Origin of the sequence: Streptomyces sp. NPDC127084 (genome assembly GCF_042724175.1) — a bacterium.
Classification (GTDB): Bacteria; Actinomycetota; Actinomycetes; order Streptomycetales; family Streptomycetaceae; genus Streptomyces.
Window position 1 is genome coordinate 27,634 of record NZ_JBHXFA010000024.1, and the last position, 22,837, is coordinate 50,470.

At 71.6% G+C, this 22,837-nt stretch carries 18 protein-coding genes and 1 tRNA gene; 9 read left to right on the forward strand and 10 right to left on the reverse strand.

Translation table 11 applies throughout. The features are described 5' to 3' along the window. Positions 1 to 148 precede the first annotated feature (148 nt). Positions 149 to 505: a VOC family protein gene (locus ACFWI9_RS08675; protein ID WP_387160016.1), complete on the reverse strand. Its 357-nt coding sequence runs from the start codon at positions 503 to 505 to the stop codon at positions 149 to 151. Between ACFWI9_RS08675 and ACFWI9_RS08680 the strand changes: the two genes are divergently transcribed. Further along, complete coding sequence (locus ACFWI9_RS08680; RefSeq protein WP_387160023.1) at positions 444 to 575, forward strand: hypothetical protein; 132 nt, start codon at positions 444 to 446, stop codon at positions 573 to 575. The two genes, ACFWI9_RS08675 and ACFWI9_RS08680, sit on opposite strands and share 62 nt — an antisense overlap. Positions 576 to 809: 234 nt before the next feature. On the opposite strand, the gene ACFWI9_RS08685 is transcribed toward ACFWI9_RS08680, so the two are convergent. Beyond that, positions 810 to 882 (reverse strand) — tRNA-Arg (locus ACFWI9_RS08685). A 314-nt stretch (positions 883 to 1,196) separates the two neighbouring features. Between ACFWI9_RS08685 and ACFWI9_RS08690 the strand changes: the two genes are divergently transcribed. The 8 genes from ACFWI9_RS08690 (at position 1,197) to solA (ending at position 11,244) form a co-directional block, all read left to right on the forward strand. Then, positions 1,197 to 2,792: a dynamin family protein gene (locus tag ACFWI9_RS08690; protein WP_387160018.1), complete on the forward strand. Its 1,596-nt coding sequence runs from the start codon at positions 1,197 to 1,199 to the stop codon at positions 2,790 to 2,792. Between the two features lie 6 nt (positions 2,793 to 2,798). Next, on the forward strand, positions 2,799 to 4,691 hold the full coding sequence (locus ACFWI9_RS08695; RefSeq protein WP_387159988.1) for a GTPase: 1,893 nt from the start codon (positions 2,799 to 2,801) through the stop codon (positions 4,689 to 4,691). Between the two features lie 187 nt (positions 4,692 to 4,878). Next, positions 4,879 to 5,391, forward strand: coding sequence for a single-stranded DNA-binding protein (locus ACFWI9_RS08700; RefSeq protein WP_387159989.1), 513 nt, complete (start codon positions 4,879 to 4,881; stop codon positions 5,389 to 5,391). A 214-nt stretch (positions 5,392 to 5,605) separates the two neighbouring features. Continuing rightward, complete coding sequence (locus ACFWI9_RS08705; RefSeq protein WP_387159990.1) at positions 5,606 to 7,039, forward strand: Cys-Gln thioester bond-forming surface protein; 1,434 nt, start codon at positions 5,606 to 5,608, stop codon at positions 7,037 to 7,039. Between the two features lie 153 nt (positions 7,040 to 7,192). Continuing rightward, positions 7,193 to 8,857 (forward strand): energy-dependent translational throttle protein EttA, encoded by a 1,665-nt coding sequence (gene ettA, locus ACFWI9_RS08710; RefSeq protein WP_387159992.1) that lies wholly within the window; start codon positions 7,193 to 7,195, stop codon positions 8,855 to 8,857. A gap of 15 nt (positions 8,858 to 8,872) precedes the next feature. Beyond that, positions 8,873 to 9,301, forward strand: coding sequence for a thioesterase family protein (locus tag ACFWI9_RS08715; RefSeq protein ID WP_338676713.1), 429 nt, complete (start codon positions 8,873 to 8,875; stop codon positions 9,299 to 9,301). Then, positions 9,298 to 10,026, forward strand: coding sequence for a hypothetical protein (locus ACFWI9_RS08720; protein ID WP_387159994.1), 729 nt, complete (start codon positions 9,298 to 9,300; stop codon positions 10,024 to 10,026). The genes ACFWI9_RS08715 and ACFWI9_RS08720 overlap by 4 nt, the downstream gene beginning before the upstream one ends. 66 nt (positions 10,027 to 10,092) lie before the next feature. Further along, complete coding sequence (solA, locus tag ACFWI9_RS08725; protein ID WP_387159995.1) at positions 10,093 to 11,244, forward strand: N-methyl-L-tryptophan oxidase; 1,152 nt, start codon at positions 10,093 to 10,095, stop codon at positions 11,242 to 11,244. Here the strand turns inward: solA and ACFWI9_RS08730 are convergent. The 8 genes from ACFWI9_RS08730 to ACFWI9_RS08765 form a co-directional block, all read right to left on the reverse strand. Beyond that, entirely contained in the window at positions 11,228 to 11,632 is a 405-nt protein-coding gene (locus tag ACFWI9_RS08730) for a globin (RefSeq protein WP_387159997.1), read from the reverse strand. The two genes, solA and ACFWI9_RS08730, sit on opposite strands and share 17 nt — an antisense overlap. A gap of 115 nt (positions 11,633 to 11,747) precedes the next feature. Next, positions 11,748 to 12,932, reverse strand: a complete 1,185-nt coding sequence (locus tag ACFWI9_RS08735) for an FHA domain-containing protein (protein ID WP_387159998.1) — start codon at positions 12,930 to 12,932, stop codon at positions 11,748 to 11,750. Between the two features lie 72 nt (positions 12,933 to 13,004). Further along, entirely contained in the window at positions 13,005 to 14,381 is a 1,377-nt protein-coding gene (locus ACFWI9_RS08740; protein WP_387160000.1) for a VWA domain-containing protein, read from the reverse strand. 138 nt (positions 14,382 to 14,519) lie between these two features. Continuing rightward, complete coding sequence (locus tag ACFWI9_RS08745) at positions 14,520 to 15,881, reverse strand: protein phosphatase 2C domain-containing protein (protein WP_387160001.1); 1,362 nt, start codon at positions 15,879 to 15,881, stop codon at positions 14,520 to 14,522. 12 nt (positions 15,882 to 15,893) lie between these two features. Then, a complete protein-coding gene (locus ACFWI9_RS08750) occupies positions 15,894 to 18,707 on the reverse strand; it encodes a tetratricopeptide repeat protein (protein WP_387160003.1) in 2,814 nt (937 codons plus the stop codon). Next, positions 18,704 to 20,056, reverse strand: a complete 1,353-nt coding sequence (locus ACFWI9_RS08755) for a hypothetical protein (RefSeq protein ID WP_387160004.1) — start codon at positions 20,054 to 20,056, stop codon at positions 18,704 to 18,706. Before ACFWI9_RS08755 ends, ACFWI9_RS08750 begins: the two co-directional genes overlap by 4 nt. A gap of 121 nt (positions 20,057 to 20,177) precedes the next feature. After that, the gene (locus ACFWI9_RS08760; protein WP_387160005.1) at positions 20,178 to 21,227 is read right to left on the reverse strand and encodes a glutamate ABC transporter substrate-binding protein; all 1,050 of its coding nucleotides are present in this window, start codon (positions 21,225 to 21,227) and stop codon (positions 20,178 to 20,180) included. 11 nt (positions 21,228 to 21,238) lie between these two features. After that, a complete protein-coding gene (locus ACFWI9_RS08765; RefSeq protein ID WP_387160019.1) occupies positions 21,239 to 22,672 on the reverse strand; it encodes a hypothetical protein in 1,434 nt (477 codons plus the stop codon). Between the last annotated feature and the right edge of the window lie 165 nt (positions 22,673 to 22,837).

Consider the following 22,837-nt stretch of genomic DNA (forward strand, 5'->3'; position numbering starts at 1 on the left):
TTTCCGCCGCGCCCCCGCAAGGGGGCCCGGCCGGCGGCCGCGTCTCAATCCGCCCGTCCGCGCCCGGTCCAGCGTTGCCCCGAACCGCCACTCGCGGCGCCTACGCGTCCACTGGCACCCTCCCACTGGAAGACACGTTCGAGGCCACTCAGTCGATGCAGAACTCGTTGCCCTCGATGTCCAGCATCGGGATGCACGAATCATCGCCGTCATACAGCGTGCACACGTGAACCGCACCGAGCGGGACCAGTCGTGCGCATTCCGCCTCAAGCGCGGCGAGGCGCTCTTCCCCCACGAGTCCGGTGCCGACCCGCACGTCAAGGTGCCCCCGGTTCTTGGCGGCCTTCCCCTCGGGGAGACGCTGGAAGTACAGCCGCGGCCCCACACCTGAGGGACCGACGCAGGCGAACCAGGAATCCCGCTGCTCAGGTGACTCCGAGGCTTTGAAATCGTCCCAAGTGGCGAACCCCGCCGGTGGCGGCTCCCGGACCGGGTCCACCCTCACCCCGCACGAGTTCGAGTCCCCCACAGGGAAGCGCGTCTACGACCTGCGACACACCCGTCTGGCCAAGTGACTCAACGACGGCATTCCGGCCGCGCAGGTCGCCGACTGGGCAGGCAACAGCGTGCCCGTCCTGCTGGCCATCTACGCCCCGCTGTGTCTCCGGCCGGCTCTCGGACCTCAAGAGGCGGATGGAAGCGGGGGAGGGTCCGGCGCTTACGTGTGCGCTACGCCTGCCCCGCTACATTGCCTCTGACCAGCCAAAAGGCCCTCCGGGGTGGAGGGCCTCATGGTGGCGCGTGCTGTGTGCCCCCGGCAGGACTCGAACCTGCGGCCAAGCGCTTAGAAGGCGCCTGCTCTATCCGCTGAGCTACGGGGGCCGAATGTGGCCTCGGTGGCCTGGAGCCCCTGGTGGGTCGGCCGTGACCTTGCCGGGACAAGGATAGGGCTCCGTTCGCCTTGACTCGGTTGCTTCACCTGCGTGGCACGATGTGGAGGTTCGGTGAAGCGAACCGATAATCGCAGGCAGGTGCGATTCTTGCAGCGGTTTTTCCGCCTGTCGCCCCGGGTGTTGTGTACTCGTTATGCCTGCGCCTCACTTGCCTCGCCCATTTCGCCCATCTGATCGGCGCGCAGGGGTGGCCATACGCTTCAAAACGACTCCAAAATTGGGCATTCTTCGCATGTGGTGACCATGGAAGTACGGCCTCAGCTGATCGACGCACTCTCCGCCCTGCGCGACTGTGTCGCCGCCGTGCGTCTGCCACTCCCGCTCCCAGGAGCCCCGCGCGCCCGGCAGACCAGGGACGAGCTGCTCGCGCAGCTCGACGACTACCTGGTCCCGAGGCTCAAGCACCCCGACGCGCCCCTGCTGGCGGTGATCGGCGGGTCCACGGGGGCGGGCAAGTCCACCCTGGTCAACTCCCTTGTGGGGCGTCGGGTGAGCGAGGCCGGGGTGCTGCGGCCGACGACGCGGACACCGGTGCTGGTGTGCCACCCGGATGACCGCGAGTGGTTCGCGGGGGTACGGGTGCTACCGCATCTTGCGCGCGTATGGCTGCCGCAGCAGGAGACCGAGGCTCCCGGCGGGGAGCGGGAGCAGCCGGAGGGGGGTGGGCTGAGGCTGGAGACCGCGGGGTCGCTGCCTCCGGGGCTCGCGCTGCTCGACGCGCCCGATATCGACTCCCTCGTCATCGAGAACCGGATGCTGGCCGCCGAGTTGATCTGCGCCGCCGATATCTGGGTCATGGTGACGACCGCCTCCCGGTACGCGGACGCCGTGCCCTGGCACCTGCTGCGTACGGCCAAGCAGTACGACGCCGCGCTGATCACGGTGCTCGACCGGGTGCCGCACCAGATGCTGGCCGATATCTCCCGGCAGTACGCGGCGTTGCTCACGAAGGCCGGGCTCGGACACGTGCCGCGCTTCACGATCCCGGAACTCCCCGAATCCACCGGTCTCGGCAGCGGGCTGCTCCCAGAGTCCGCCGTCGTCGCGCTGAGGGACTGGCTGGCCCATCAGGCTCTCGACCCCGTGGCGCGCCGGGCGATCGTGGTGCGTACAGCGGCCGGGGTCATCGACTCGCTCTCCTTCCGGATGCCCGAGCTCGCGGGCGCCGTCGCGGCGCAGTACGCCGCCGCGGTGCGCCTCTCCGGCGCCGTGGACGAGTCCTACGCCCGCGAGACGGAGCGGGCGCTGGGGCAACTGCGCCGGGGCGCCGTGCTCGCCGGGGACGCCCGTACGCGCTGGCGCGGCTATCCGCGCGACAGTACGGCCGGTGAGGTGCTCGACGCGATCGCCGAGAGCCTGACCGCGCTGCTGCACTGCGCGGTGGCCGCCGCCGACGAGCGGCTCCAGGAGGCATGGCGCCGCGAGCCCGCGGCCGGGGCGGTCGGCAGGTTCGGCGGAGCCGACCGGGAGTGCGCCGAGCGGATCGGCATGGCCGTACGGCGCTGGCGGCGGGTGCTGGAGGAGCTCACGGACGAGGCGGTACGGGATATGGACAAGTCCGCCGCGCCCGACCCGGAGACCGTAGCCGCCCTGCTCGCCGCAGCGCTGCTCGGTGGCCGGCGCACCCGGGCGGCCGGTGAACTGCTCGCCGAGCGGCTCGGCGCCCAGAGCGCGCTGCGACTCCGGGACAAGGGCGGTGAGCTGGTGACGAGTTGCGTCGAAAGCGTCATGCGGGACGAGCGCGATCGGCGGCTCGCCCCGCTGGACGCCCTCGAGGTGTCCCCGGAGCCCCAGGCGGAGCTGATCGCCGCGCTGTCCGTACTACAGAAGGAAAGGTGACCTCCCATGACCGCAGTCACAGGGGAGACCGAGGGCCGCTCGGGGGCCGGTCCAGAGGAGGGGAAGGAGGGCGGGACGGCGCAAGGGACGGAGAGGGAGACGGGGGAGGAGGCCGGTGGCACCGGGGCGGCCGGGAACGGTGCCGCGGAGGACGGGGGGCCCGGAACCGCGCCCGGGACGGCGGGGGACGAGGGTGCGGCGCCGCAGTCGGCCGGCCAGCCCGCTGAGGACGGACGCTGGGACGATGGGCTCATCGCCCGCCGTGCCGCGGACTTGCCCCAGGACGAGGACCCGGCGGGAGCGCGGCACACCTCCGTACCCGGCCCGTACGCCGCCCCGCTGCGGAACCGTCTCGACGCACTCCGTGAGCTGGTGGGCCTCTCCCGTACCCGGATCGAGGGCCAGGTGCTCGAAGAGGCCGGGCGGGTGCTGGACGAGGCGGCGGCGCGTCAGCGGCTGTCGTCGGAGCACACCGTCGTCGCCATCGCTGGTGCGACCGGGAGCGGCAAGTCGACACTGTTCAACGCCCTCGCCGGGGTGCCCGTTTCGGAGACGGGACTGCGCCGGCCCACCACCTCCGCCCCGATCTCCCTGGCTTGGTCCGATGGGGCCGGCGGACTGCTCGACCGGCTCGCCATCCCCGGGCGGCTGCGCCGCAGACCGCTGGCGGGTGGCTCGGGCGACGAGGCGCTCCAGGGCCTGGTGCTGGTGGACCTGCCCGACCACGATTCGGCCCTGACCGCGCACCGGGACCAGGTGGACCGGGTACTGAGGCTGGTGGACGCGGTGATCTGGGTGGTCGACCCGGAGAAGTACGCCGACGCCGCGCTGCACGAGCGCTATCTGAGGCCGCTCGCGGGACATGCCGAGGTCAGCTTCGTGGTGCTGAACCAGATCGACCGCCTGCCCGGCGAAGCCGCCGACCAGGTGCTGGACGATCTGCGCCGGCTCCTTGACGAGGACGGCATGGCGGTCGGTGAACACGGAGAGCCCGGAGCCACGGTGCTCTCCCTGTCGGCCCTCACCGGCGAGGGCGTCGCAGATCTGCGGGAGCTGCTCGGCCGCTTCGTACAGGACCGTACGGCCGCGGCCAGGCGGATCGCGGCCGATGTGGACGCCGCCGCGAAGACGTTGCGCCCCGTCTACGTCGCCGACGGACACGCGGGACTGAGTGAGCGCGCTCGGGACGACTTCTCTGCCCGGCTGGCGGTCGCGGTCGGCGCCACGGCGGTCGGTGAGGAAGCCGAACGGCAGTGGCGCCGGAGCGCGGGCCGGGCCTGTGGCACGCCGTGGTTGCGGCTGTGGCGCTGGTGCGAACGCGTCCGCATGCCCGGCAGTGGGCTTCCGCAGCCACCGGAACCGGCGGAGGAGGAGCTCACGGCGCGTCAACGGGTCGAACAGGCCGTGCGTGTCGTCGCGGACGAGGCGGCACACGGGCTGCCCGTGCCCTGGGCGCAGGCCGTGCGGGAGGCGGCGGTGCGGGGGGCGGACGGGCTGCCGGAGGCGCTCGACGAACTGGCCGCGACGCTGTGGACTCCGAACACGAGGCCTCCCCGACCGAAGTGGTGGCCCGCCGCCGTGCTGGCGCAAGCACTGATGACGATCGTTCAGGTGTGCGGCGGGCTGTGGCTGGTGGGCCAGATCGTCGGCGTCACGGAGCCGTTGCTGATCCCCCCGGTGCTGCTGATGCTCACGGGGATCATCGGAGGGCCGCTGGTGGAGTGGGCCTGCGCGAGCGCGGCGAAGGGGCCCGCGCGCAGATACGGGCAGGACGCGGAACGGCGGCTCAAGGAGGCGGCGGCGGCGTGCGGTAGAGCCCGTGTGCTGGATCCGGTCGCGGCCGAACTGCTGCGCTATCGGGAGGTACGGGACCAGTTCGTGACGGTGTCGAGACGCTGAGGACACGGCCGCCGGCAGCCGCAGACCGACGCCCCGTCATCCGAAAGGGTGGCGGGGTTTTCCACATTCCCGCCCGTGTCCACAGGCCCGGGCGGGAATCGGCGCGCGGATCCACCCTGGGACCAGTAGTCAGCTTCAGCAGCTTCGCGGCTTTACGGCGGCACACGAGGGACAGAGGAGATCGGACATGAACGAGACGATGGTCACGCTGGTGGGCAATGTGGCGACGGCGGTGGAGTACCGGGATTCGGCGAGCGGGGGATTCGCGCGGTTCCGCTTTGCGGTGACCTCGCGCCGCTGGGACCGGCAGCGCGACTTCTGGGTGGACGGTGCCACCAGCTTCTACAACGTGTGGGCCTGGCGAGGGCTCGGGCAGAACCTCGCGGCCTCGGTGGCTGTCGGCGAGCCACTCGTGGTGCAGGGCAGGTTGCGGGTCCGGGACGAAGAGAAGGAAGGACAGCGGCGGACGTTCGTCGACATCGACGCCGTGGCGGTGGGGCACGACCTGTCGAGGGGCACCTCCGCCTTTCGCCGGGTGGCCAGAGGGGACACGGTCGGCGTCGTCGGCAAGGGGCCGGATGGGCGGGACGGGCCGGATGGCCAGGAGGCTTGGGGGCGCGAACAGGACGGGGGCGCCGCAGTCGGCGACCGACCGGCCGCCGCTGCCGCCGCCGAGAGGACGTTCAGCGCGCCGTTCTGACCTTCCGGTTGAGGAGATTTGACGATTGTCGACTGAGGGATGTGAAGGCGGCGATAACGATTCCGATTCGGAACGGTTATCTCCAGGCATCACGGGGCACCGACTCGCGCTGCCCCCTAGGATTTCCAGTGCTCACGGGGCACTTGAGTCTTTTGGCGAGGCACTCCTCCCCCCACGCATCCCACGCGAACGGCCTCGCCCGGAGGGAAAGTCTGTGTTTGTCGCATTCTCTGCTTCCCCGGCGTTCTCCGCGCTTTCGGCGTTCTCCGCGCGCAGACGCGGGGCCGTGCGGCTCGCTGTGGCGGCTTTGCTGTCGGGGCTGCTCGCGGTGTGTTCGATAGGCGCGGCGGGACCGGCTGCCGCCGATGAAGTCCCGCCGCCCGCGGGCGGTGCCGCCGCCACGCTCGGCGGACTGGCCGTGTTCGATCGCGCGGTGCTGCACGACGGGGGCCAGGACCAGGAACTGCCCGCCGGACTCTTCGAGATGACCGTGGACGGCGGCGGCAGCCTCAAGACCTACTGCGTGGACATCCACAACCCCACCCAGGAGCAGGCCAGGTACCTGGAGACGCCCTGGGAGCAGACCTCGCTCGGCGCCAACAAGAACGCGGGCAAGATCCGGTGGATCCTGCTGCACTCCTACCCGCAGATCGACGACCTCACGGCGCTCGCCGACCGGGCGGGCACCGGGCCGCTGACCGAGCAGACCGCCGCCGCGGGTACCCAGGTCGCCATCTGGCGCTATTCGGATGGAGTCGATGTCGAGGCGGTCGACCCGGCAGCCGAGCGGCTCGCCGACTGGCTGGAGGTGAAGGCGAAGGACATCGGGGAACCGCGCGCCTCGCTCAGCCTGGAGCCGAACGCCATATCGGGCAAGGCCGGTGGACGGCTGGGCCCGGTGACGGTCCGCACCGACGCCGACAGTGTCATGGTGACCCCGCCCGCTGACGCGGTCGCCACGGGCGTCAGGGTGATCGGCAAGGACGGCAGGCCCGTCGCCTCCGCGGTCAACGGCAGCCGGCTGTACCTCGACGTACCGGCGGGAGCAGCGGACGGCACGGCCACCCTCTCCGTCCAGGCGACCACCTCCGTCCCGGTGGGCCGGGCGTTCGCCGGGGCGACCAGGAGCCAGACGCAGATAATCGCCGGATCGAGTCGGTCCACGGTCTCCGCGACCGCCACGGCGGCCTGGGCCGAGAGCGGGCCGATACCGGTGCTGTCGGCGCGGAAGGACTGCGCTGAGGGAAGTCTCGTCATCACGGCCGGCAACACAGGCGACGAGGCGTTCACCTTCGAGTTGATGGGCCTCGGATACTCCATCGCGGCCGGTGAGACCCGCACCGTGACCGTGCCGCTGCCGGAGGACCGGGCGTACGACGTCACGATCACCGGGCCCGGCGGCTTCTCGAAGACCTTCGAGGGTGTGCTGGACTGCAAGACCACCAGCCAGGCGGGACCCGTGAGCGACCAGCCGTCGTCGGCGCCCAGCCCGGCGCTGATGGGCGCGAACCCAGGCGGGGAGAACCTGGCCGCCACCGGCTCGTCGAGCATGACCCCGGTCATAGCGGGTGTGGCGGTCGCCCTGGTGGTCGTGGGCGGGGCCGTGACCGTCCTGGGACGCCGCAAGAAGACCCCGTCCGACGACTGAGCACCGAAACTGCGGAGAGTGATGGGTCGACTACCCGTATGAGTCGCGAAGTGCCAGGCCAGCGTGCCCTGACGGAACGGGTTTCGTTCCCGGGGTGGCGGTCAGGCAAGATGGAATCCATCTGCCCACTCACATATTGCCGGACGGTTTCTCTTGGCTGAGTACATCTACACCATGCGCAAGACGCGCAAGGCGCACGGCGACAAGGTGATCCTTGACGACGTCACGCTGAGCTTCCTGCCCGGTGCGAAGATCGGTGTGGTCGGCCCGAACGGCGCCGGTAAGTCCACCGTCCTGAAGATCATGGCCGGTCTGGAGCAGCCGTCGAACGGCGACGCGTTCCTCTCGCCCGGGTACAGCGTCGGCATCCTGCTCCAGGAGCCCCCGCTGGACGAGAGCAAGACCGTGCTGGAGAACGTCCAGGACGGCGTGGCCGGGATCAAGGGCAAGCTCGACCGGTTCAACGAGATCGCCGAGCTGATGGCCACGGACTACTCAGACGCGCTGATGGAGGAGATGGGCAAGCTCCAGGAGGACCTGGACCACGCCAACGCCTGGGACCTCGACGCGCAGCTGGAGCAGGCCATGGACGCGCTGGGCTGCCCGCCCGCCGACTGGGCCGTGACCAACCTGTCCGGTGGTGAGAAGCGCCGGGTCGCGCTCTGCAAGCTGCTGCTGGAGGCGCCCGACCTGCTGCTGCTCGACGAGCCCACCAACCACCTCGACGCCGAGTCCGTGCAGTGGCTGGAGCAGCACCTGGCCAAGTACGCCGGCACTGTCGTCGCCATCACCCACGACCGTTACTTCCTGGACAACGTGGCCCAGTGGATCCTGGAGCTGGACCGCGGCCGTGCCCACCCCTACGAGGGCAACTACTCCACCTACCTGGAGAACAAGGCCTCCCGTCTGAAGGTCGAGGGCGCGAAGGACGCCAAGCGCCAGAAGCGGCTCAAGGAAGAGCTGGAGTGGGTCCGCTCCAACGCCAAGGGGCGGCAGGCCAAGTCCAAGGCCCGTCTGGCCCGTTACGAGGAGATGGCCGCCGAGGCCGAGAAGACCCGGAAGCTGGACTTCGAGGAGATCCAGATCCCGCCGGGCCCCCGGCTGGGCAGTGTCGTGGTCGAGGTCGAGAACCTCAGCAAGGCCTTTGGCGACAAGGTCCTCATCGACGACCTGTCCTTCACCCTGCCGCGGAACGGCATCGTCGGCGTGATCGGCCCCAACGGCGCGGGAAAGACCACGCTGTTCAAGATGCTCCAGGGTCTGGAGACCCCGGACTCCGGGCAGATCAAGGTCGGCGAGACCGTCAAGATCTCGTACGTGGACCAGAGCCGCGAGAACATCGACCCCAAGAAGACCCTGTGGGCCGTGGTCTCCGACGAGCTGGACTACATCAACGTCGGCCAGGTCGAGATGCCGTCCCGGGCGTATGTCTCCGCGTTCGGCTTCAAGGGCCCGGACCAGCAGAAGCCGGCTGGTGTGCTCTCCGGTGGTGAGCGCAACCGGCTGAATCTGGCGCTCACCCTGAAGCAGGGCGGCAACCTCCTGCTCCTTGACGAGCCCACCAACGACCTCGATGTCGAGACCCTCTCCTCGCTGGAGAACGCGCTGCTCGACTTCCCCGGCTGCGCCGTGGTCGTCTCCCACGACCGCTGGTTCCTGGACCGGGTGGCCACGCACATCCTGGCGTACGAGGGCGACTCGAAGTGGTTCTGGTTCGAGGGCAACTTCGAGACCTACGAGAAGAACAAGATCGAGCGGCTCGGTCCGGACGCGGCCCGTCCGCACCGCGCCACCTACAAGAAGCTCACCCGGGGCTGAGGCAGGACGAGGTCAGTGGCTCGGCATATCTACCAGTGCCCTCTGCGCTGGTCGGACATGGACGCCTTCGGGCACGTCAACAACGTGGTCTTCCTCCGCTATCTGGAAGAGGCCCGTATCGACTTCATGTTCCGGCTGGCGCCAGGGGACGGTTCTCCGTCGTTCTCGGGAGGGTCCGTCGTGGCCCGTCATGAGATCGACTATGTACGGCCCCTGGTGCACCGGCACACGCCGGTCACCGTGGAGTCATGGGTGAAGAAGATCGGGGCGGCGTCGCTGACGATCGCCTATGAGATCAAAGACCCGGAGCAGGTGTACGTCCGGGCCTCGACCGTCGTCGTCCCCTTCGACCTGGCGGCGGGGCGTCCGCGACGGATAAGCGCCGAGGAGAAGTCCTTCCTCCTGGAGTATCTGGAAGTCGCGGAGGACGCGGTCGCGGCATGACGGCCCCCGTGCAGACCCTGCTGCTCGCCGACGCGAGGGAGGCGGCGGACCTCGCCGCCTTCCTCGGCCGGCTGCTGCGCTACGACCGGGCCGCGGCGGTCCGGATCCAGGCGGGCGGCGCCCGAGGAGGGCAGAGCGGCAGCCTCGCCGTGTTCGGCAGGCCGCCGTCCTTCGAGGTGCTGGCCATCCGCACCGCCCGGCTGGCGGAGCGGGATGACACCGGCACGGCAGCCGCGGCCGCGCTCGACGTCACCGTGTCGGCGGGCGAGCTGCTGGAATCCATCGAGGGTGCCGAACTTGCCGTTCCGTCAGCGGTCACCGGTCCGCCATGGGCCGGAGTGCTGCCGCCCCGCGGAGGCTGGCGGGAGCAGCCGGGGCTGCCCGTGGTCCCCGAGCTGCGCGCCGCGGTCGCCGCGGCCGTCGCCGAGTTCCGCGCCCGCGACGAGGCCCTTCCCCCGGAGCAGCGTGTCCGCGCCGAGCGGGACCGCATCGGACGCGAGATCTGGTCCCGCACCCTCGGCGGCACCACACTGCCACTGCGTGCCGTGCACGCCGCCCAGTCCCTGGGCTTCCTGCGCCCAGCGCCCCCGGGCTCACCCGGAGGGGCGGCCCTGCTGGCCGCGGGCGGCTGGTTGCGGCTGCGTACCCCGTACGGTTCGATCGCTGTACGCACCGGGGGACTCGGCGGGCTGACCGTCACCCCCACCACGGGGCGCCCCGCATAGGGTGCACGGAAGCTCCGGAGCACCTCCCGGAGCAGGGTCCCGGGAATCCGTGCTGAGGAGCTGCCGATGGCACCGGCCACCGATGTGATCGTCCTCGGACTCGGTGGCATGGGCAGCGCCGCCGCCCACCATCTGGCCGCGCGCGGGGCCCGGGTCGTCGGTCTGGAGAGGTTCGGTCCGGCACACGACAAGGGCTCCAGCCACGGCGGTTCACGTATCACCCGCCAGGCCTACTTCGAGGGCGCTGACTACGTGCCGCTGCTCCTGAGGGCCTACGAGCTCTACGAACGCCTCGAACGCGACTCGGGCCGGTCGATCGCCACCCTCTGCGGTGGCGTGATGATCGGCAGACCCGAGTCCAGGCCCGTCGCCGGGGCGCTGCGCTCCGCCGAGCAGTGGGGTTTGCCGCACGAGCTGCTCGACGCGGCGGAGCTGCACCGGCGCTTCCCGGCCTTCACACCCCACGCCGACGAGGTCGCGCTGTACGAGGCGCGGGCGGGCCTGCTGCGCCCCGAGGAGACCGTATCGGCCCATCTGGAGCTGGCCGCCCGCGACGGCGCCGAGCTGCGCTTCGGTGAACCCGTCATCCGCTGGGAGGCGGACGCCGGCGGTGTACGGGTGCATACCGCCGACCGCGTCCACACCGCCGGACAGCTCGTGGTGTGCCCCGGCGCCTGGGCTCCCGGCCTGCTCCCCGGTCTCGGGGTACCGATCGCCATCGAGCGGCAGGTGATGTACTGGTTCCAGCCCACCTCAGGAACCGGTCCCTACGCACCGGACCGGCACCCCGTCTACGTCTGGGAGGACGCCGACGGGGTCCAGGTCTACGGCTTCCCGGCCATCGACGGGCCAGGGGGCGGGGTCAAGGTCGCCTTCTTCCGCAAAGGCGAGGTCTGCACTCCCGAGACCATCGACCGCACCGTCCACGAGCACGAGATCCGGGCCATGGCGGACCAGCTGGCCCCGCGGCTGCCCACTCTCCCCGGAGCCTTCCTCAAGGCAGCCACCTGCATGTACTCCACCACCCCCGACGAGCACTTCGTGATCGCGCGCCACCCGCGGTATCCGGAGTCCGTCACCGTCGCCTGCGGATTCTCCGGGCATGGCTTCAAATTCGTCACCGTGGTCGGCGAGATCCTCGCCGACCTGGCGCTGACCGGCACGACCGCACACCCCGTCGAGCTGTTCGCGCCCGGCCGGTTCACCCCGCCGTGTTGAGCATCGACGCAGCCGCGTAGGTCAGGTAGTCCCAGAGCTGCCGCTCGTGCTCGGGTGCGAGCCCCAGCCCGTCGACCGCCGCCCGCATGTGCTTCAGCCAGGCGTCGTGCGCTGCCTGGTCGACGGTGAACGGAGCGTGGCGCATCCGCAACCGGGGGTGGCCGCGGTGCTCGCTGTAGGTGCGGGGGCCGCCCCAGTACTGCATCAGGAAGAGCGCGAGCCGCTCCTCGGCCGGGCCCAGGTCCTCCTCGGGGTACATCGGGCGCAGCAGCGGGTCCTCGGCGACGCCCTCGTAGAAGCGCCGCACCAGGCGGCGGAAGGTGTCCTCGCCGCCGACCTGTTCGTAGAAGGTCTGCTCCTGAAGCGTGCCCCGCGGAATCTCATTCACCCTGCCATGGTCTCAGACGCGCCGGAGAACGATCCGGGCCCTGGGAAAGCAGGGAGGGGAACCATGGCGAGGCGGACGGCCCGCGGGGCCGTCCGCCTTGTCGCTTCGGCCGGGATCAGCCGAGACGGATGGTGATCGTCGTCCAGGCGCCCACGTGCACCCGGTCGCCGTCCTGGAGCGGTACCGGGACGTACGGCTGGATCGGGTCCTCGCCGCCGTTCACCGTGGTGCCGTTGGTGGAGTTCTGGTCGACAACCGCCCAGCCCCCGTCCGGCTGCTGCACCAGGATCGCGTGCTGGTGCGAGACGCCCGGGTCCTCCGGGGGCACCGCGAGGTCGATGTCGGGTGACTCGCCGGTGGAGTGCCGGCGGCGGCCGATGGTGACCTGGCCCCCGGTGAGCGGAAGCTGCTGCTCCGGGGAGTACGCGGGCAGATTGAGACCGGTCGCCTCCGGGCCGCTGCGCTGCATCATCGCCAGGAAGTAGTCACGGTCGGGCGCGATGACCGCGGTCCAGCCCATGGGCGCCTGAGGTGCCTGGTGAGCGTGGGGAGCCTGGTGGTGATGCGTCTGGTACGGCTGCGGACCCTGGGGCGGCTGGGCCTGGGAGGGCGGCGGCAGCATCCAGTCGTCGTCGACGCCGCCGTGCTGCGGTGGGGGCGCCGGTACGGCCTGCGGGAACCCGGGCGGCGGCTGGAAGCCCTGCGGCGGGGGCGGCGGGCCGGGCTGCTGGTAGCTCGCGGGCGCTCCCGACTGCGGGAACCCGGGCGGGGGCGGCGGCCCCGGCGGCCGCCCGCCGGCACCCGGCTGCTCACCCATCAGTGGTTCGGCGGGCCGGTTCAGCTGGGAGGGCCGGGAGCCCTGGTACTCGTAGGGGTCCGGGTGGTGCGGCGCTCCCGTCTGGTAGCCGGAGCCGGCCTGACCGCCAAGGCCGGGACCGGCGGGGCCGGGGCCAGGGCCGGGGCGTCCGGGCGGGGCCACGGGGGTGTACGACGTCGCCGTGTTCGTGAGGAAGTTCCAGCGGCACTCCTCGCAGAAGGGCGCCATCGGCTCGCGCGGCGTACGGCACTGCGGGCAGATCTCCGCCTGTGCCGTGGCGTCCGGGCCCGGGTAGCCGTACCCCGGCCGCGGGTGCGGCGGGCCGTCAGGGCCCGGGTAGCCGTAGCCCTGCGGGGGTGGCGGGGGCATGGGGGGCTGCGGCTGGGGAGGCGGCGGCACCGCGCCGGCCCCGGTCATGCGATGGCCGCAGACCTCGCACCAGTCGTCGGAACCCGACTGGTGTCCGTTCGGGCAGGTCGGCATGTCGGTGCTTCCCCCTCTCCTTCGTCGGGCCCGGCAGGGCCTGACACACTCGTGTGTCGCGTACGGTTTGGTCTACTTCTTTACGCGAACTGTTTTTGTGGAGCGCGTTTCGAGTGTCATCTCGTCCGCGTCGGCCACCTTTGCTTTCAGTCGCACAGTACCGGTCGCCACGTCCACGACGTCCACCACCTTCGCGAGCAGCTTCGCGGTGCCTTCGTTCCCGGATGCCGCCGCCAGTTGCACCGCACGGCCCAGCTTCGCCGTGGCACCGTCGATATCGCCTGACTTGCGTGCGTTCAGGCCCTGTTGGATGACCTGGGCGAGTTCGGCCTGTCCCGTGTAGTGGGCTACCTGCGGGTTGATCGACGTGGACGCCGCCATGTCATCCGTCCACACCGCCCGTACCAGCCCATGGGAGAGCGTCTGCGGGGTCCCGCCGGCCGGGTCGGGCAGGATCAGCGAGACCCGGGCGGCCAGCATCTCCTGGCCGAGCCCGCTCTGCGGCACCCGCACGCACACGTGGTAGTCACGGGACTCGTCGCCCCAGGAGCCGGTGGGGTAGTCCCCGGCGCGTGGTCCCGACTGGGTGCGCCGATCGGTCAGGTCCTCGACCGACGGGGCGACCTGCTTCACGAAGACGATCTCCGCGCCGACCGGCGTCCACAGCCGCAGTGCCACATCCGCGACCTCCTTGCCCATCGCGTCCGTCATCATCCGGGTGAAGTCGGCGGCCAGATGGGCCGGGTCGGCGACGATGTCGGCGCTGCCGAGCAGCGCCGAGGCGACCCCCGTGACCTCCTTGACCTCCCAGTCGGTCCCCACTCCGCGCGCGTCGCAGGTGAAGCGGCCGACGCAGGCGTCCAGGGCGGCCTTGAGGTCCTCGGATGACTCGTGTTCGTTGCGGCCGTCGGTGAGCAGGATGCCGTGGCGTATCGCGGCGTCGCCGGAGTGCAGCAGCCGGTCGGCGAGCTGCAGCCAGGTGCCGATCGCCGTGCCGCCGCCCGCGCTCAGCCGGCGCAGTGCGTCCTTGGCCTGGGCCCGGGTCTGCTCGTTCGCGGTCGCGAGATGCCCACCGCCGGGGAAGACCTCGTTCGCCACGTGGGTGCCCGCGACCACGGCGAAGGCCGTACCGTCGCGGAGGGCGTCGATGGCCGCGGCCGTGGCGTCCCGCGCGTTGCGCATCTTCGTCGGCGGATACTCCATCGAACCCGAGCAGTCGACCATCAGCACCACCGCGGCCGCCGTGCCAGGGCCCGGCGCACCGCCGCCCTGCGGCGACGCCGGGAAGGCACCTGCGCCGGTGACGAGGGAGCCACCGCGGCTCGTGCCGCCTCCGGTGGAGGTGACCGTGACGATCGCGTTCACCTCACGACCGCCCTCCGGCAGGTACTCGTTCTGGTACACCTCGACCGAGAAGCGAGGCACATTCGACTTCGCGAAGTTCGCCATCCGAACTGGCTCCTTGACGTTCCGCGCAACAGACAGAACAGATAGATCAAACAGGCACGGCAACACGGCACAACACAGCAAGCGCGGCAAGTGCGGCAAGCACCGCACCTGACGGGGAAATGGGTACGAGCCCCCCGTTCAGGCCGATCCTGCCCCCGCACCGGGCATCGTGAACGGCATGACGGCCACTGTTACGTTGTCGTGGCCGCCTCCGTCGAGTGCGCGCCCGACCAGCGCCCGCGCCGCCGCCAGCGGCCGGCCGACCGCGTCCGGGGGCAGCGCCAGCGCCATGTCCTCCGCCGCCTCCGCGTAGTTCCACAGGCCGTCCGTGCACACCACGACCACACCCGGGCGGTCCGGTTTGAACGCGGCTGTGTGCGGCTCCAGTTCGTACGCGTCGGCACCGAGCCAACCGGTGATGGCGTGGGCGCGCTCGTCCGCGTACGCCTCGGCCTCGCTCATCAGGCCCGCCGACACCATCTGGGCCGCCCAGGAGTCGTCCTCCGTCAGCCTGGCCGGGGGCATGCCGCGGTCGTCCGGGACCCAGTAGACCCGGCTGTCGCCGACCCAGCCCACGACGAGCAGACCTGCCGCGGCGACGGCGCCGACCAGCGTGCACGCCGGGGCGTTCTGGTGGCGGTGCGGATCGTGCTCCATCGCCCCGGACGGCTCGGCGGCCAGCGAGTTGACCGCCTCGGCCGCCGCGACGATCGCTTCGTGCATCGCCTGCTGCGGGTGCACACCGCGGGGCAGCGCCGCGAGCAGCGACTCACTGGCCGCGTCGGCGGCTGCCGCGGACGCGTCGTCCGGCCGGGTCGCCGACGACACCCCGTCGCACACGATGGCGACGACGGCTGGGGACCCGTCGCTCAGCGCCGTCGAGGACACGGCGAACGCGTCCTCGTTGCGGTGGTGGCGCAGTCCGCGGTCGCTCACCGCGGCCACGGTGTCGCCGAGTCCCCGCTCCATGTGATCGCGCTCGCGGGGCTGGGCGTGACCGCAGTGCTCGCAGTAGCCGTCGGTGTCGACCCGTCCCGCGCGGCAGGCCACGCAGACCTTGCCGCCCGGTGCTGCCGCCGTCGCCGACGCGGTACGCGGATCGGGCGCGGCCGGCTCGAAGTCGCCCAGAGCCGCGAAGGTGTTCGCTGCCGGGGACGGCGCAGAGTACGCACTCGTAGACGGAGGCGGCGGAGGCGGCGGTGGAGCCGGGAACGCGCCCGGTGCCGGCGCGGCGTCGGGGCCGTCGTACCGCATGGCGGTCGCGGGCCGCGGACCGCTGCCCGCGTCGGTGGCCTCGGGCCGCTGCCGGCCCGAGGCCGGTGCGCCCTCCCCGTACTGCCCCGCGGCACCAGGCCACGGTCCTGGGGAGCCGATGGCCATCGTGGGACGGTCCTGGGCCGCCGTCGGTACGGCCGTCAGGTCGTACCCGCAGGCACCGCAGAACAGGTCGGTCGATTCCAGGGGCTCTGCGCAGCCGGGGCAAGCCGAGAGCTGGTGCATACGGTCCCTCACTCACACCCACGTCCGGGGGCGGAAGCGGTTGGCCCGCTCCACCAGTTCTATACGCTCCTCGCCGTGCTGGGCGAGCCGGGCGAGCACCCGGAACGAGCGTTCAAGGCCGAAGCGCAGTCCGCGCTCGTCCAGCGCACTTCCGAGCAGGACGGTCGCGGTGGGCCGCGCTCCGGGACTACCGGAGAGTACCCAGTCCAGCGCCGTGCCCAGTACCTCTGTGGACAACCTTTCGCGGCGTACGGCGTCCAGACCGAACCCGCCCAGTGCCACGACCTGGTCGGCGGCGGCCGTCAGCTCGTCGATCAGGGGTTCTCCGGGGGCCCTGCTGCGCAGCCGGGCGCGTACGGCGGCGACCCGCGCGGCCGTGTAGTGGATCGACGCCTCGGGCACCGACTCCAGGGTGCGTACGGCGCCGGCGCGGTCACCGGCGGCGAGCTGCACCCGGGCCAGACCGAACGCCGCGCTCACGAAGCCCGGGTCCGTCATCCACACCAGTCGGTAGTACTCCGCGGCGTTGTCGAGCTGTCCCAGCACCTCGGCGCACACACCGAGGGCCAGCTTGGGCGCCGCCTCGCCCGGGAAGGCGTCGTAGACCGCGTCGAAGGAGAGCGCCGCCGTCTCGTCGTCACCGGTCGCCAGTGCCGCGACACCGCGGTACCAGACCACCCGCCAGTCGTCGGGGTGGTGGGCCTCCAGACCGGCCAGCGCGGACTGCGCTGGGCCGAGTTCACCCATCTCCAGCAACGCTCGCAGCTCGCGCAGCCGCAGTTCGATGGAGTCGGCGGGCGCGCCGCTCAGGGCGGATATCAGTTCGGTGGGTGCGGAGGCCGCAAGACCGGCGAGGAAGCCCGCGTTCGGGTCGCCTGGATCGACCCGGGGCACCGGCAGCGCCAGCGCGGTGGGCCGGGTCTCCACCGGGTTCAGAGCCGGCCCGGATGCCGTCGGGGTACCGGACGCCGCCTGGACACCATGCAGCGCCTGGGCACCGGGAACCGCATGGGTCCGCGCGGCCGTGGCGCCCGCTGCCGTCGCGCCGCCGCCCGTTGCCCGAACGCCCGCGGCGCCGCTCCGCTTCGTCGTACGCGCCCCCAGAGCCGACACCTCGCCGTCGGCCTCAGCGAACAACCCGGTGTCCGTCAAACGGAGTTCCGGCCCGAACAGGGTGGAAAGCGCCGGCCGGGGCCGCGCTGTCTGAAGGGCCACGACCTCCCGGAGCACACCCGTGAGCTGGTCCGCCATCTCCTGCGCGGAGGCGAAGCGGCGGGCGGGATCCGGGTCGGTCGCCCGGACCAGCAGCCGGTAGAAGGACTCGTACCGCCGGAACACCTCGATGTTGTCCGGATCGGGCAGCGAGTCCACGAACACGTTGGTGTAGCCCTGGAAGTCGAACGTCAGCACCGCGAGCGCCCGGGCCACGGTGTAGAGGTCCGACGCGACCGAAGGCCCCACCTCGGCGACCTCCGGCGCCTGGTACCCGACGGTGCCGTAGATCGCGGACTCGTCGTCGTCCATCCTGCGGACCGCACCCATGTCGATCAGCTTGAGCTGGTCCTCGGTCTGGATGGCGTTGTCGACCTTGAAGTCGCAGTACAGCAGATTGCGGTTGTGCAGATGGCCGAGCGCCTCCAGGGCCTCGATACCGTACGCGCAGGCCTGCTCGACCGGCAGCGGATCACGTCTCCCGTCGGGCGCCCGGCGTTCGTTGGCGATCTCCTTGAGGGACTTGCCGCCGACGTACTCCATCACGATGTAACCGTCGAGCGAGCCCGTGCGCGGGTCGAGGTGCTCGACGAAGTTGTAGATGCGCACGATGTTCGAGTGCTCGATCTCCGCGAGGAAGCGGCGCTCGGAGATCGCGGCGGCCATCGCGTCCTGGTCACCGGTGTCCAGCAGGCCCTTGAGGACCACCCAGCGGTCGGACACGGCGCGGTCTATGGCGAGGTAGATCCAGCCGAGGCCGCCGTGGGCGAGGCAGCCGATCACCTCGTACTGGCCGCGGACGATGTCACCGGCCCGCAGCTTGGGCACGAACGAGTACGGATGGCCGCACTTGGTGCAGAAACCCTCGGTGCGGCCAGAGCGGTCACCGCGGGCCCGGCCGACCGGAGCACCGCACTCGCTGCGGCTACAGAAACGCTTCCGCTCGGGAACCTCGGGGTTCTCCATCACCGCGGAACGCGGGTCGGGACGCGGTACTTCCGGTACGGCGACCAGACCCGCGCCGAGCCGGCCCCGGCCCGACGAGGACGAGGAGGAGCCGGAACTGCGCACCGACACGGAACGGCCCGTGCTGCGTCCGGACAGTTGGCGTGACAGACGCCCCGAGACCGACCTGCGGGAGGTCGAGGAACGGGACGAGCGTGAGGTCGAGGAACGGGACGAGCGCGAGGCCGCTGACCGCGAGCCCTCGGTGAGCGGCGCCGAACCCCAGCCGCCACCGCTCCCGCGGGCGGGCACCGCCACTCCGGTGGGCGGGGACGACAGGGTGCCGGCGACCGAGACGACCGGAGCGAGTCCGCAGGTGTCGCAGTAGAGCTCGCCGCCGCCCATGTCCTCGTACGCGCCCCCGCAGCCCGGTCGCTGACAGGCATCCGGGCCGGCCGACGGGCCGCCGCGCAGGCCACCGGACGGAGCGGCGGACGAGCCGGTGTCCGTGCTCATTGTGTGCCCCGTGATCCCCGTCGCCCGCTCCGTGGCCGGGGTGGCTGGGGCGGTCGGGGCGAGTCCGCAGGTGTCGCAGTAGAGCTCGCCGCCGCCCATGTCCTCGTACGCGCCCCCGCATTCGGGGCGTTCGCACATGGCCGTCGCACTCATGATTCCCCCTGGTGACCGGTGCGGTCATGCGGTCCCGGCTGCTGCGGGACCAGTACTTCGGCAGCCGCCCGCTGATAGCGCAGCACTGCCGCCTCGGCCGCGCGTAGATCGCAGGGCGCGCTCCACAGCATGCGGCGCGCCACGTCGTAGCGCTCGATCAGCAGTGAATCCTCGGCCATACCGTGGCGGGCCACCTTGGCGCGGTAGGCGTCGAGCCTGCCCCGCAGCTCCGCGCGGACCGCGAGCGGAGCCGTCACGGCCGTCAATGACTCGCGGGCCCGGAGCAGTTCGTCCTCCGCTTCCCGCTCAAGGGACTCCAGTAGCGGCGACAACCGGTGCCACTGCGCATGGCGCCGGTACTCGGACGCCGCGGCCAGGCGCTCCTGGAGGGCCGTCGACGGGCCGCTGACGGCGGGGACCTCCGAAGCCGCGATCTTGGCCAGCACCTCGCCACGCGCCGCCCGGGCTTCCGCGAGCGTGCGGTCCGCACGGGAGAGCACGTCGCGCAGCCGGAGCAGCCGCTCCTCCGAGTCCTGCCGCACCGCGAGCACCGCCTCGATCTCCCGGCGGATGTCCTCCAGCGCGAGCGCTGCCCGGTCATAGCGGTCCGTGTCCGGTCTGCCGCCGCCGGGAGCCGAACTCATCGGTCCGGGCGACCAGAACGCCAGCGGGTCGGACACCACCTGGCCGCGCAGCGCCGACAGTTCGCGCGTGATCGACTCCAGTTCGTCCCCCGCGGGGTGCTCACCCGGCCGCACCCCGACGGAGTGCGCGAGGGAGCGGGTGCGCTGGAGCTCGGCGGAGAGCAGGTCGATCCGTGCTGGCAGCGCGGACCAGACCGCGTCGGCGGCTACGACCATGTCCAGCGAGCGGGCGTAGAGCTGGTTCATCCGGCTCACCAGGTCCTCCAGGGAGAACCGTTCGGAGAGCTTGGCCGGTCCGGTGATCGAGGGGGCGGCGGAGGGGGAGGAGTGCACGGCGTGGCCCGCGACGGTGGTGCTCGCGCCACGCAACCGGTCGGTGAGGGCGACCAGGTCGTCCCGGTTCGGCCAGCGGCGCCGGGCCCGCAGCTCACGTGCGGCGGTCAGCGCCGCCGAGTAGGCGTCGAAGTAATTCCACAGCAGGGTGATCGCCTGTTCCGCGGAGGCCCAGCGGTCCTTGGTGACCCCCGTCAGTTCCGCGCCTTCCAGCAGACGGCGGCCCGCGTGGTCCTGGAGGGCGAGCAGCGAGGTCTCGATCGCCTCGTGCTCCTCTCCGAGCCGCGCCAGCGCACGGTCCACCTCGTCCCGGTCCATGACCGGACCTGGGTGTTCCTCCGCCCGCCCGGGGGAGGCTCCCGTGACGCCCATCGATCACTTCTCCGCTCGTCTGCTCACGCTCGTCGTCTGCCCGGGCCCGTCATGCCGCTCGCCCGTTCGTCTGTCCGCCCGTCCACCCGTCTCATCGCGGCCGAGTGCGCCGCGCCGTTGCTCAGTTGTTCCGGTACTTGGGCGTGGGCGGCGCGGTTATGCCGGGCAGGTCGGCCGCCAGCCACTTGTCGTACGCCGCCATCCACGAGCCCCTGCGGTAGTCGTCGAGCACCTTGTTGACCCGGCGGACGAGGTCGTCGTTGCCCAGTTTCGCGGCCACACCGTAGAACTCGGTGGTGAAGGGCTTACCGCCCTTCAGCTCGATGGCGGGATCCTGCGCCGCCTGTCCGGCCGCGAGCGCCGCGTCCGTCACCACGGCGTCCACCTCGCCCAGTTGCAGCCGGACCAGGCAGTCGAGCTGGTTGGGCACGGTCAGCCGGTCCTTGTCGCCCTCCTCGCCGTCGGCCTCGTCGCGGAAGACCGCGCCGTACGACTTCTTCTCCAGCGCCTCGTACGCCGTCGAGCCCTCCGCCGTACACACCCTGCGGTCGGCGAGGGTGCTGTTGTAGCCGGTGATGGAGGAGCCCTTGGGGGCGAGCACCTGCTGGCCCGTCTGGAAGTACGCGGTCGAGAACGCGACCTGCTTGATGCGGGCGCAGTTGATGGTCATCGTGCGGACCACCAGGTCGACAGTGCCGTTCTCCAGTGCGGGAATGCGCTGGTTGGTGGGGATGGCGCGGAAGATGATCGCGTCCTCGTCGCCGAGGATGTCTGCGGCGACGGCCCGGGCGAGATCGATGTCGAAGCCCTCCAGGGTGCCGTCCGCCCTGCGGTAGCCCCAGCGGTAGCTGTTCTGGTCGATGCCGACGACGAGTTTGCCGCGCTGCTTGATCGCGTCGATCGCGGGTCCGCCGGCGGGGGACGCCGGCAGCGACGCCTCCGGGTCGGTGCAGTCTGCGGCCTTCCCCGCGGTCCCGTCGGCGACCGCGGCGGGCTCCAGGGCGGCCGCCGTGTCCCACGCCCCGCCGTCCGGACGGGACACACCGTGCGAGAGCGGCGACAGCGGGATGAGGGCCGTCAGCGCCGCTGTCGCAGCGCAAACGGCCGCCATCGTGGCCACCCCGCCCCAGCCGCGCGAGCGGCCCGGAACTCCCTTTGCCGTGTTGCCCATCTCTCCCCCTCTCACCGGTACTCCGAAAGCCTGCGGCCGATGCCCAGCATCGCACCCGCGGCGCCGAGCACCGCGAGCGCCGCCGCACCCACGGGCAGACCGGTCAGCGCGTCACGGCCGTTCGCGGCCGCGGCGGTGAACTCCGCCTGCTCGTGCGCGAGTGCCTGTTCGAGCGCCGCGTCCACTCGATCGAAGGAGGACCCCGTCGACTCCTTGCCACCGATCACCTTGGCCAGCGCCCCCGCGTAGTCACCGGCCTTGTCGGTGTCGGCGGCCGACTGGTGCCGGGTCGTCCACTCCGCCACGGCCGAGGTGGCGTCCAGCACCGGGGTGCGGCCCTCGCCGTCGTCCGCGAGCCCCTCCGCCTCGTTCAGGGAGGTGCGGAGCCGCTGCATGCCCGCCTTGTAGTCGGTCTCGTACTTGTCGCTCTTGCCGTCCGCCGTGAGCACCGCGCCGCGTGCGACCAGTGTCAGGTTCTCGTTCGCCCTGGCCTTGAGGCTGCTGATACGGGCGTCGTTGAGCACCTTCAGCGACTGCTGGCCGTGTGCGCGGGCGTCGTGCAGTTCGGCCCTGGCCACGGTGTGCCCGATCGCCAGCCACAGCAGGACCACCGTGGACGCGGCACTGGCCGCCAGCAGCCCGTGGTTGAACACCCGGTTGGTCCGCAGGTAGTTGCGCCGCTGGGCCCAGACCAGGGTGCCGAGGGCCAGCACGCCGAACGCCAGCGACGCGAACGGCCAGAGCTGGGCCGCTTCATGGTCCCTGTCGAGGCGCTCCGTCTCCGCCTCGTACAGCTTCTGGGCCGCGGGAAGCAGTTCGGTGGTCATCTGCTGGTTGGCGTACCGCAGATACGCGCCGCCCAGGGGCAGCCCCTGGCGGTTGTTGGCGCGGGCCCGCTCGACCAGACCGGTGTAGCGGGGCAGATGCTCGTTGAGCTCGGCTATGTAGTGGCCGGACTGGGTCGAACCGTCCGTGTTCGCCGCCGCCTTGACCAGCAGCCGGGAGGCGTTCGCGATGTCCCGGTGGTAGCGCTCCCGCATGTCGGCCGGCTCCTGCGCACCGGCCAGGAAGCCGCTCGCCGCGGCGGTGTCCGCGTCCGCGAGCGAGCGGTAGATGCTCGCCGCGTCCGCGCTCAGCGGCTGGCTCCGGCCCACCACGTCATCGGCGGCCGAGGACCGGTCGGCGATCTGGAAGGCGGTCATGGCGCCGAACACCAGCAGCAGCGCGGCCAGTACGGCGCCGATGATCCGCAGCCGCCCGGGCTCCGTCATGGCCGCGGCGCGCAGCCGGTCCGTGTTCTCCGCCCAGGCGCCCCGCCGCGGCGGGGCACCCGTACCCGTACCGCTGTCGCCGCCGGGCGGCGGCACGGCGGTCCCGGAGGCGGGGGCCACCTGTGCCGGCGCGGCGTTCCCGGGCGGCGCGGCGGGGGCCACCTGTGCCGCCATGGCGTTCCCGGGCGGCGCGGCGGACTCCTCACCTGAGGGCAGCGAACCGGGAGCGGACTGGGGTACGTGCATTCCGCCTGATACGGGCACGGGTGGGGGTACGGGCGCGGCACCCGGCATGGACCCGGACTGCGCTCTGGGACCGGGCACCGGCCCGGTCACCGG

What these genes read in the sequence shown, in the direction of transcription:
- ACFWI9_RS08690 (WP_387160018.1), top strand. Translation starts at nt 1,197, where the DNA reads ATGGAAGTACGGCCTCAGCTGATCGACGCACTCTCCGCCCTGCGCGAC.
- ACFWI9_RS08695 (WP_387159988.1), top strand. Translation starts at nt 2,799, where the DNA reads ATGACCGCAGTCACAGGGGAGACCGAGGGCCGCTCGGGGGCCGGTCCA.
- ACFWI9_RS08700 (WP_387159989.1), top strand. Translation starts at nt 4,879, where the DNA reads ATGAACGAGACGATGGTCACGCTGGTGGGCAATGTGGCGACGGCGGTG.
- ACFWI9_RS08720 (WP_387159994.1), top strand. Translation starts at nt 9,298, where the DNA reads ATGACGGCCCCCGTGCAGACCCTGCTGCTCGCCGACGCGAGGGAGGCG.
- solA (WP_387159995.1), top strand. Translation starts at nt 10,093, where the DNA reads ATGGCACCGGCCACCGATGTGATCGTCCTCGGACTCGGTGGCATGGGC.
- ACFWI9_RS08735 (WP_387159998.1), bottom strand. Translation starts at nt 12,932, where the DNA reads ATGCCGACCTGCCCGAACGGACACCAGTCGGGTTCCGACGACTGGTGC.
- ACFWI9_RS08740 (WP_387160000.1), bottom strand. Translation starts at nt 14,381, where the DNA reads ATGGCGAACTTCGCGAAGTCGAATGTGCCTCGCTTCTCGGTCGAGGTG.
- ACFWI9_RS08745 (WP_387160001.1), bottom strand. Translation starts at nt 15,881, where the DNA reads ATGCACCAGCTCTCGGCTTGCCCCGGCTGCGCAGAGCCCCTGGAATCG.
- ACFWI9_RS08750 (WP_387160003.1), bottom strand. Translation starts at nt 18,707, where the DNA reads ATGAGTGCGACGGCCATGTGCGAACGCCCCGAATGCGGGGGCGCGTAC.
- ACFWI9_RS08755 (WP_387160004.1), bottom strand. Translation starts at nt 20,056, where the DNA reads ATGGGCGTCACGGGAGCCTCCCCCGGGCGGGCGGAGGAACACCCAGGT.
- ACFWI9_RS08760 (WP_387160005.1), bottom strand. Translation starts at nt 21,227, where the DNA reads ATGGGCAACACGGCAAAGGGAGTTCCGGGCCGCTCGCGCGGCTGGGGC.
- ACFWI9_RS08765 (WP_387160019.1), bottom strand. Translation starts at nt 22,672, where the DNA reads ATGGCGGCACAGGTGGCCCCCGCCGCGCCGCCCGGGAACGCCGCGCCG.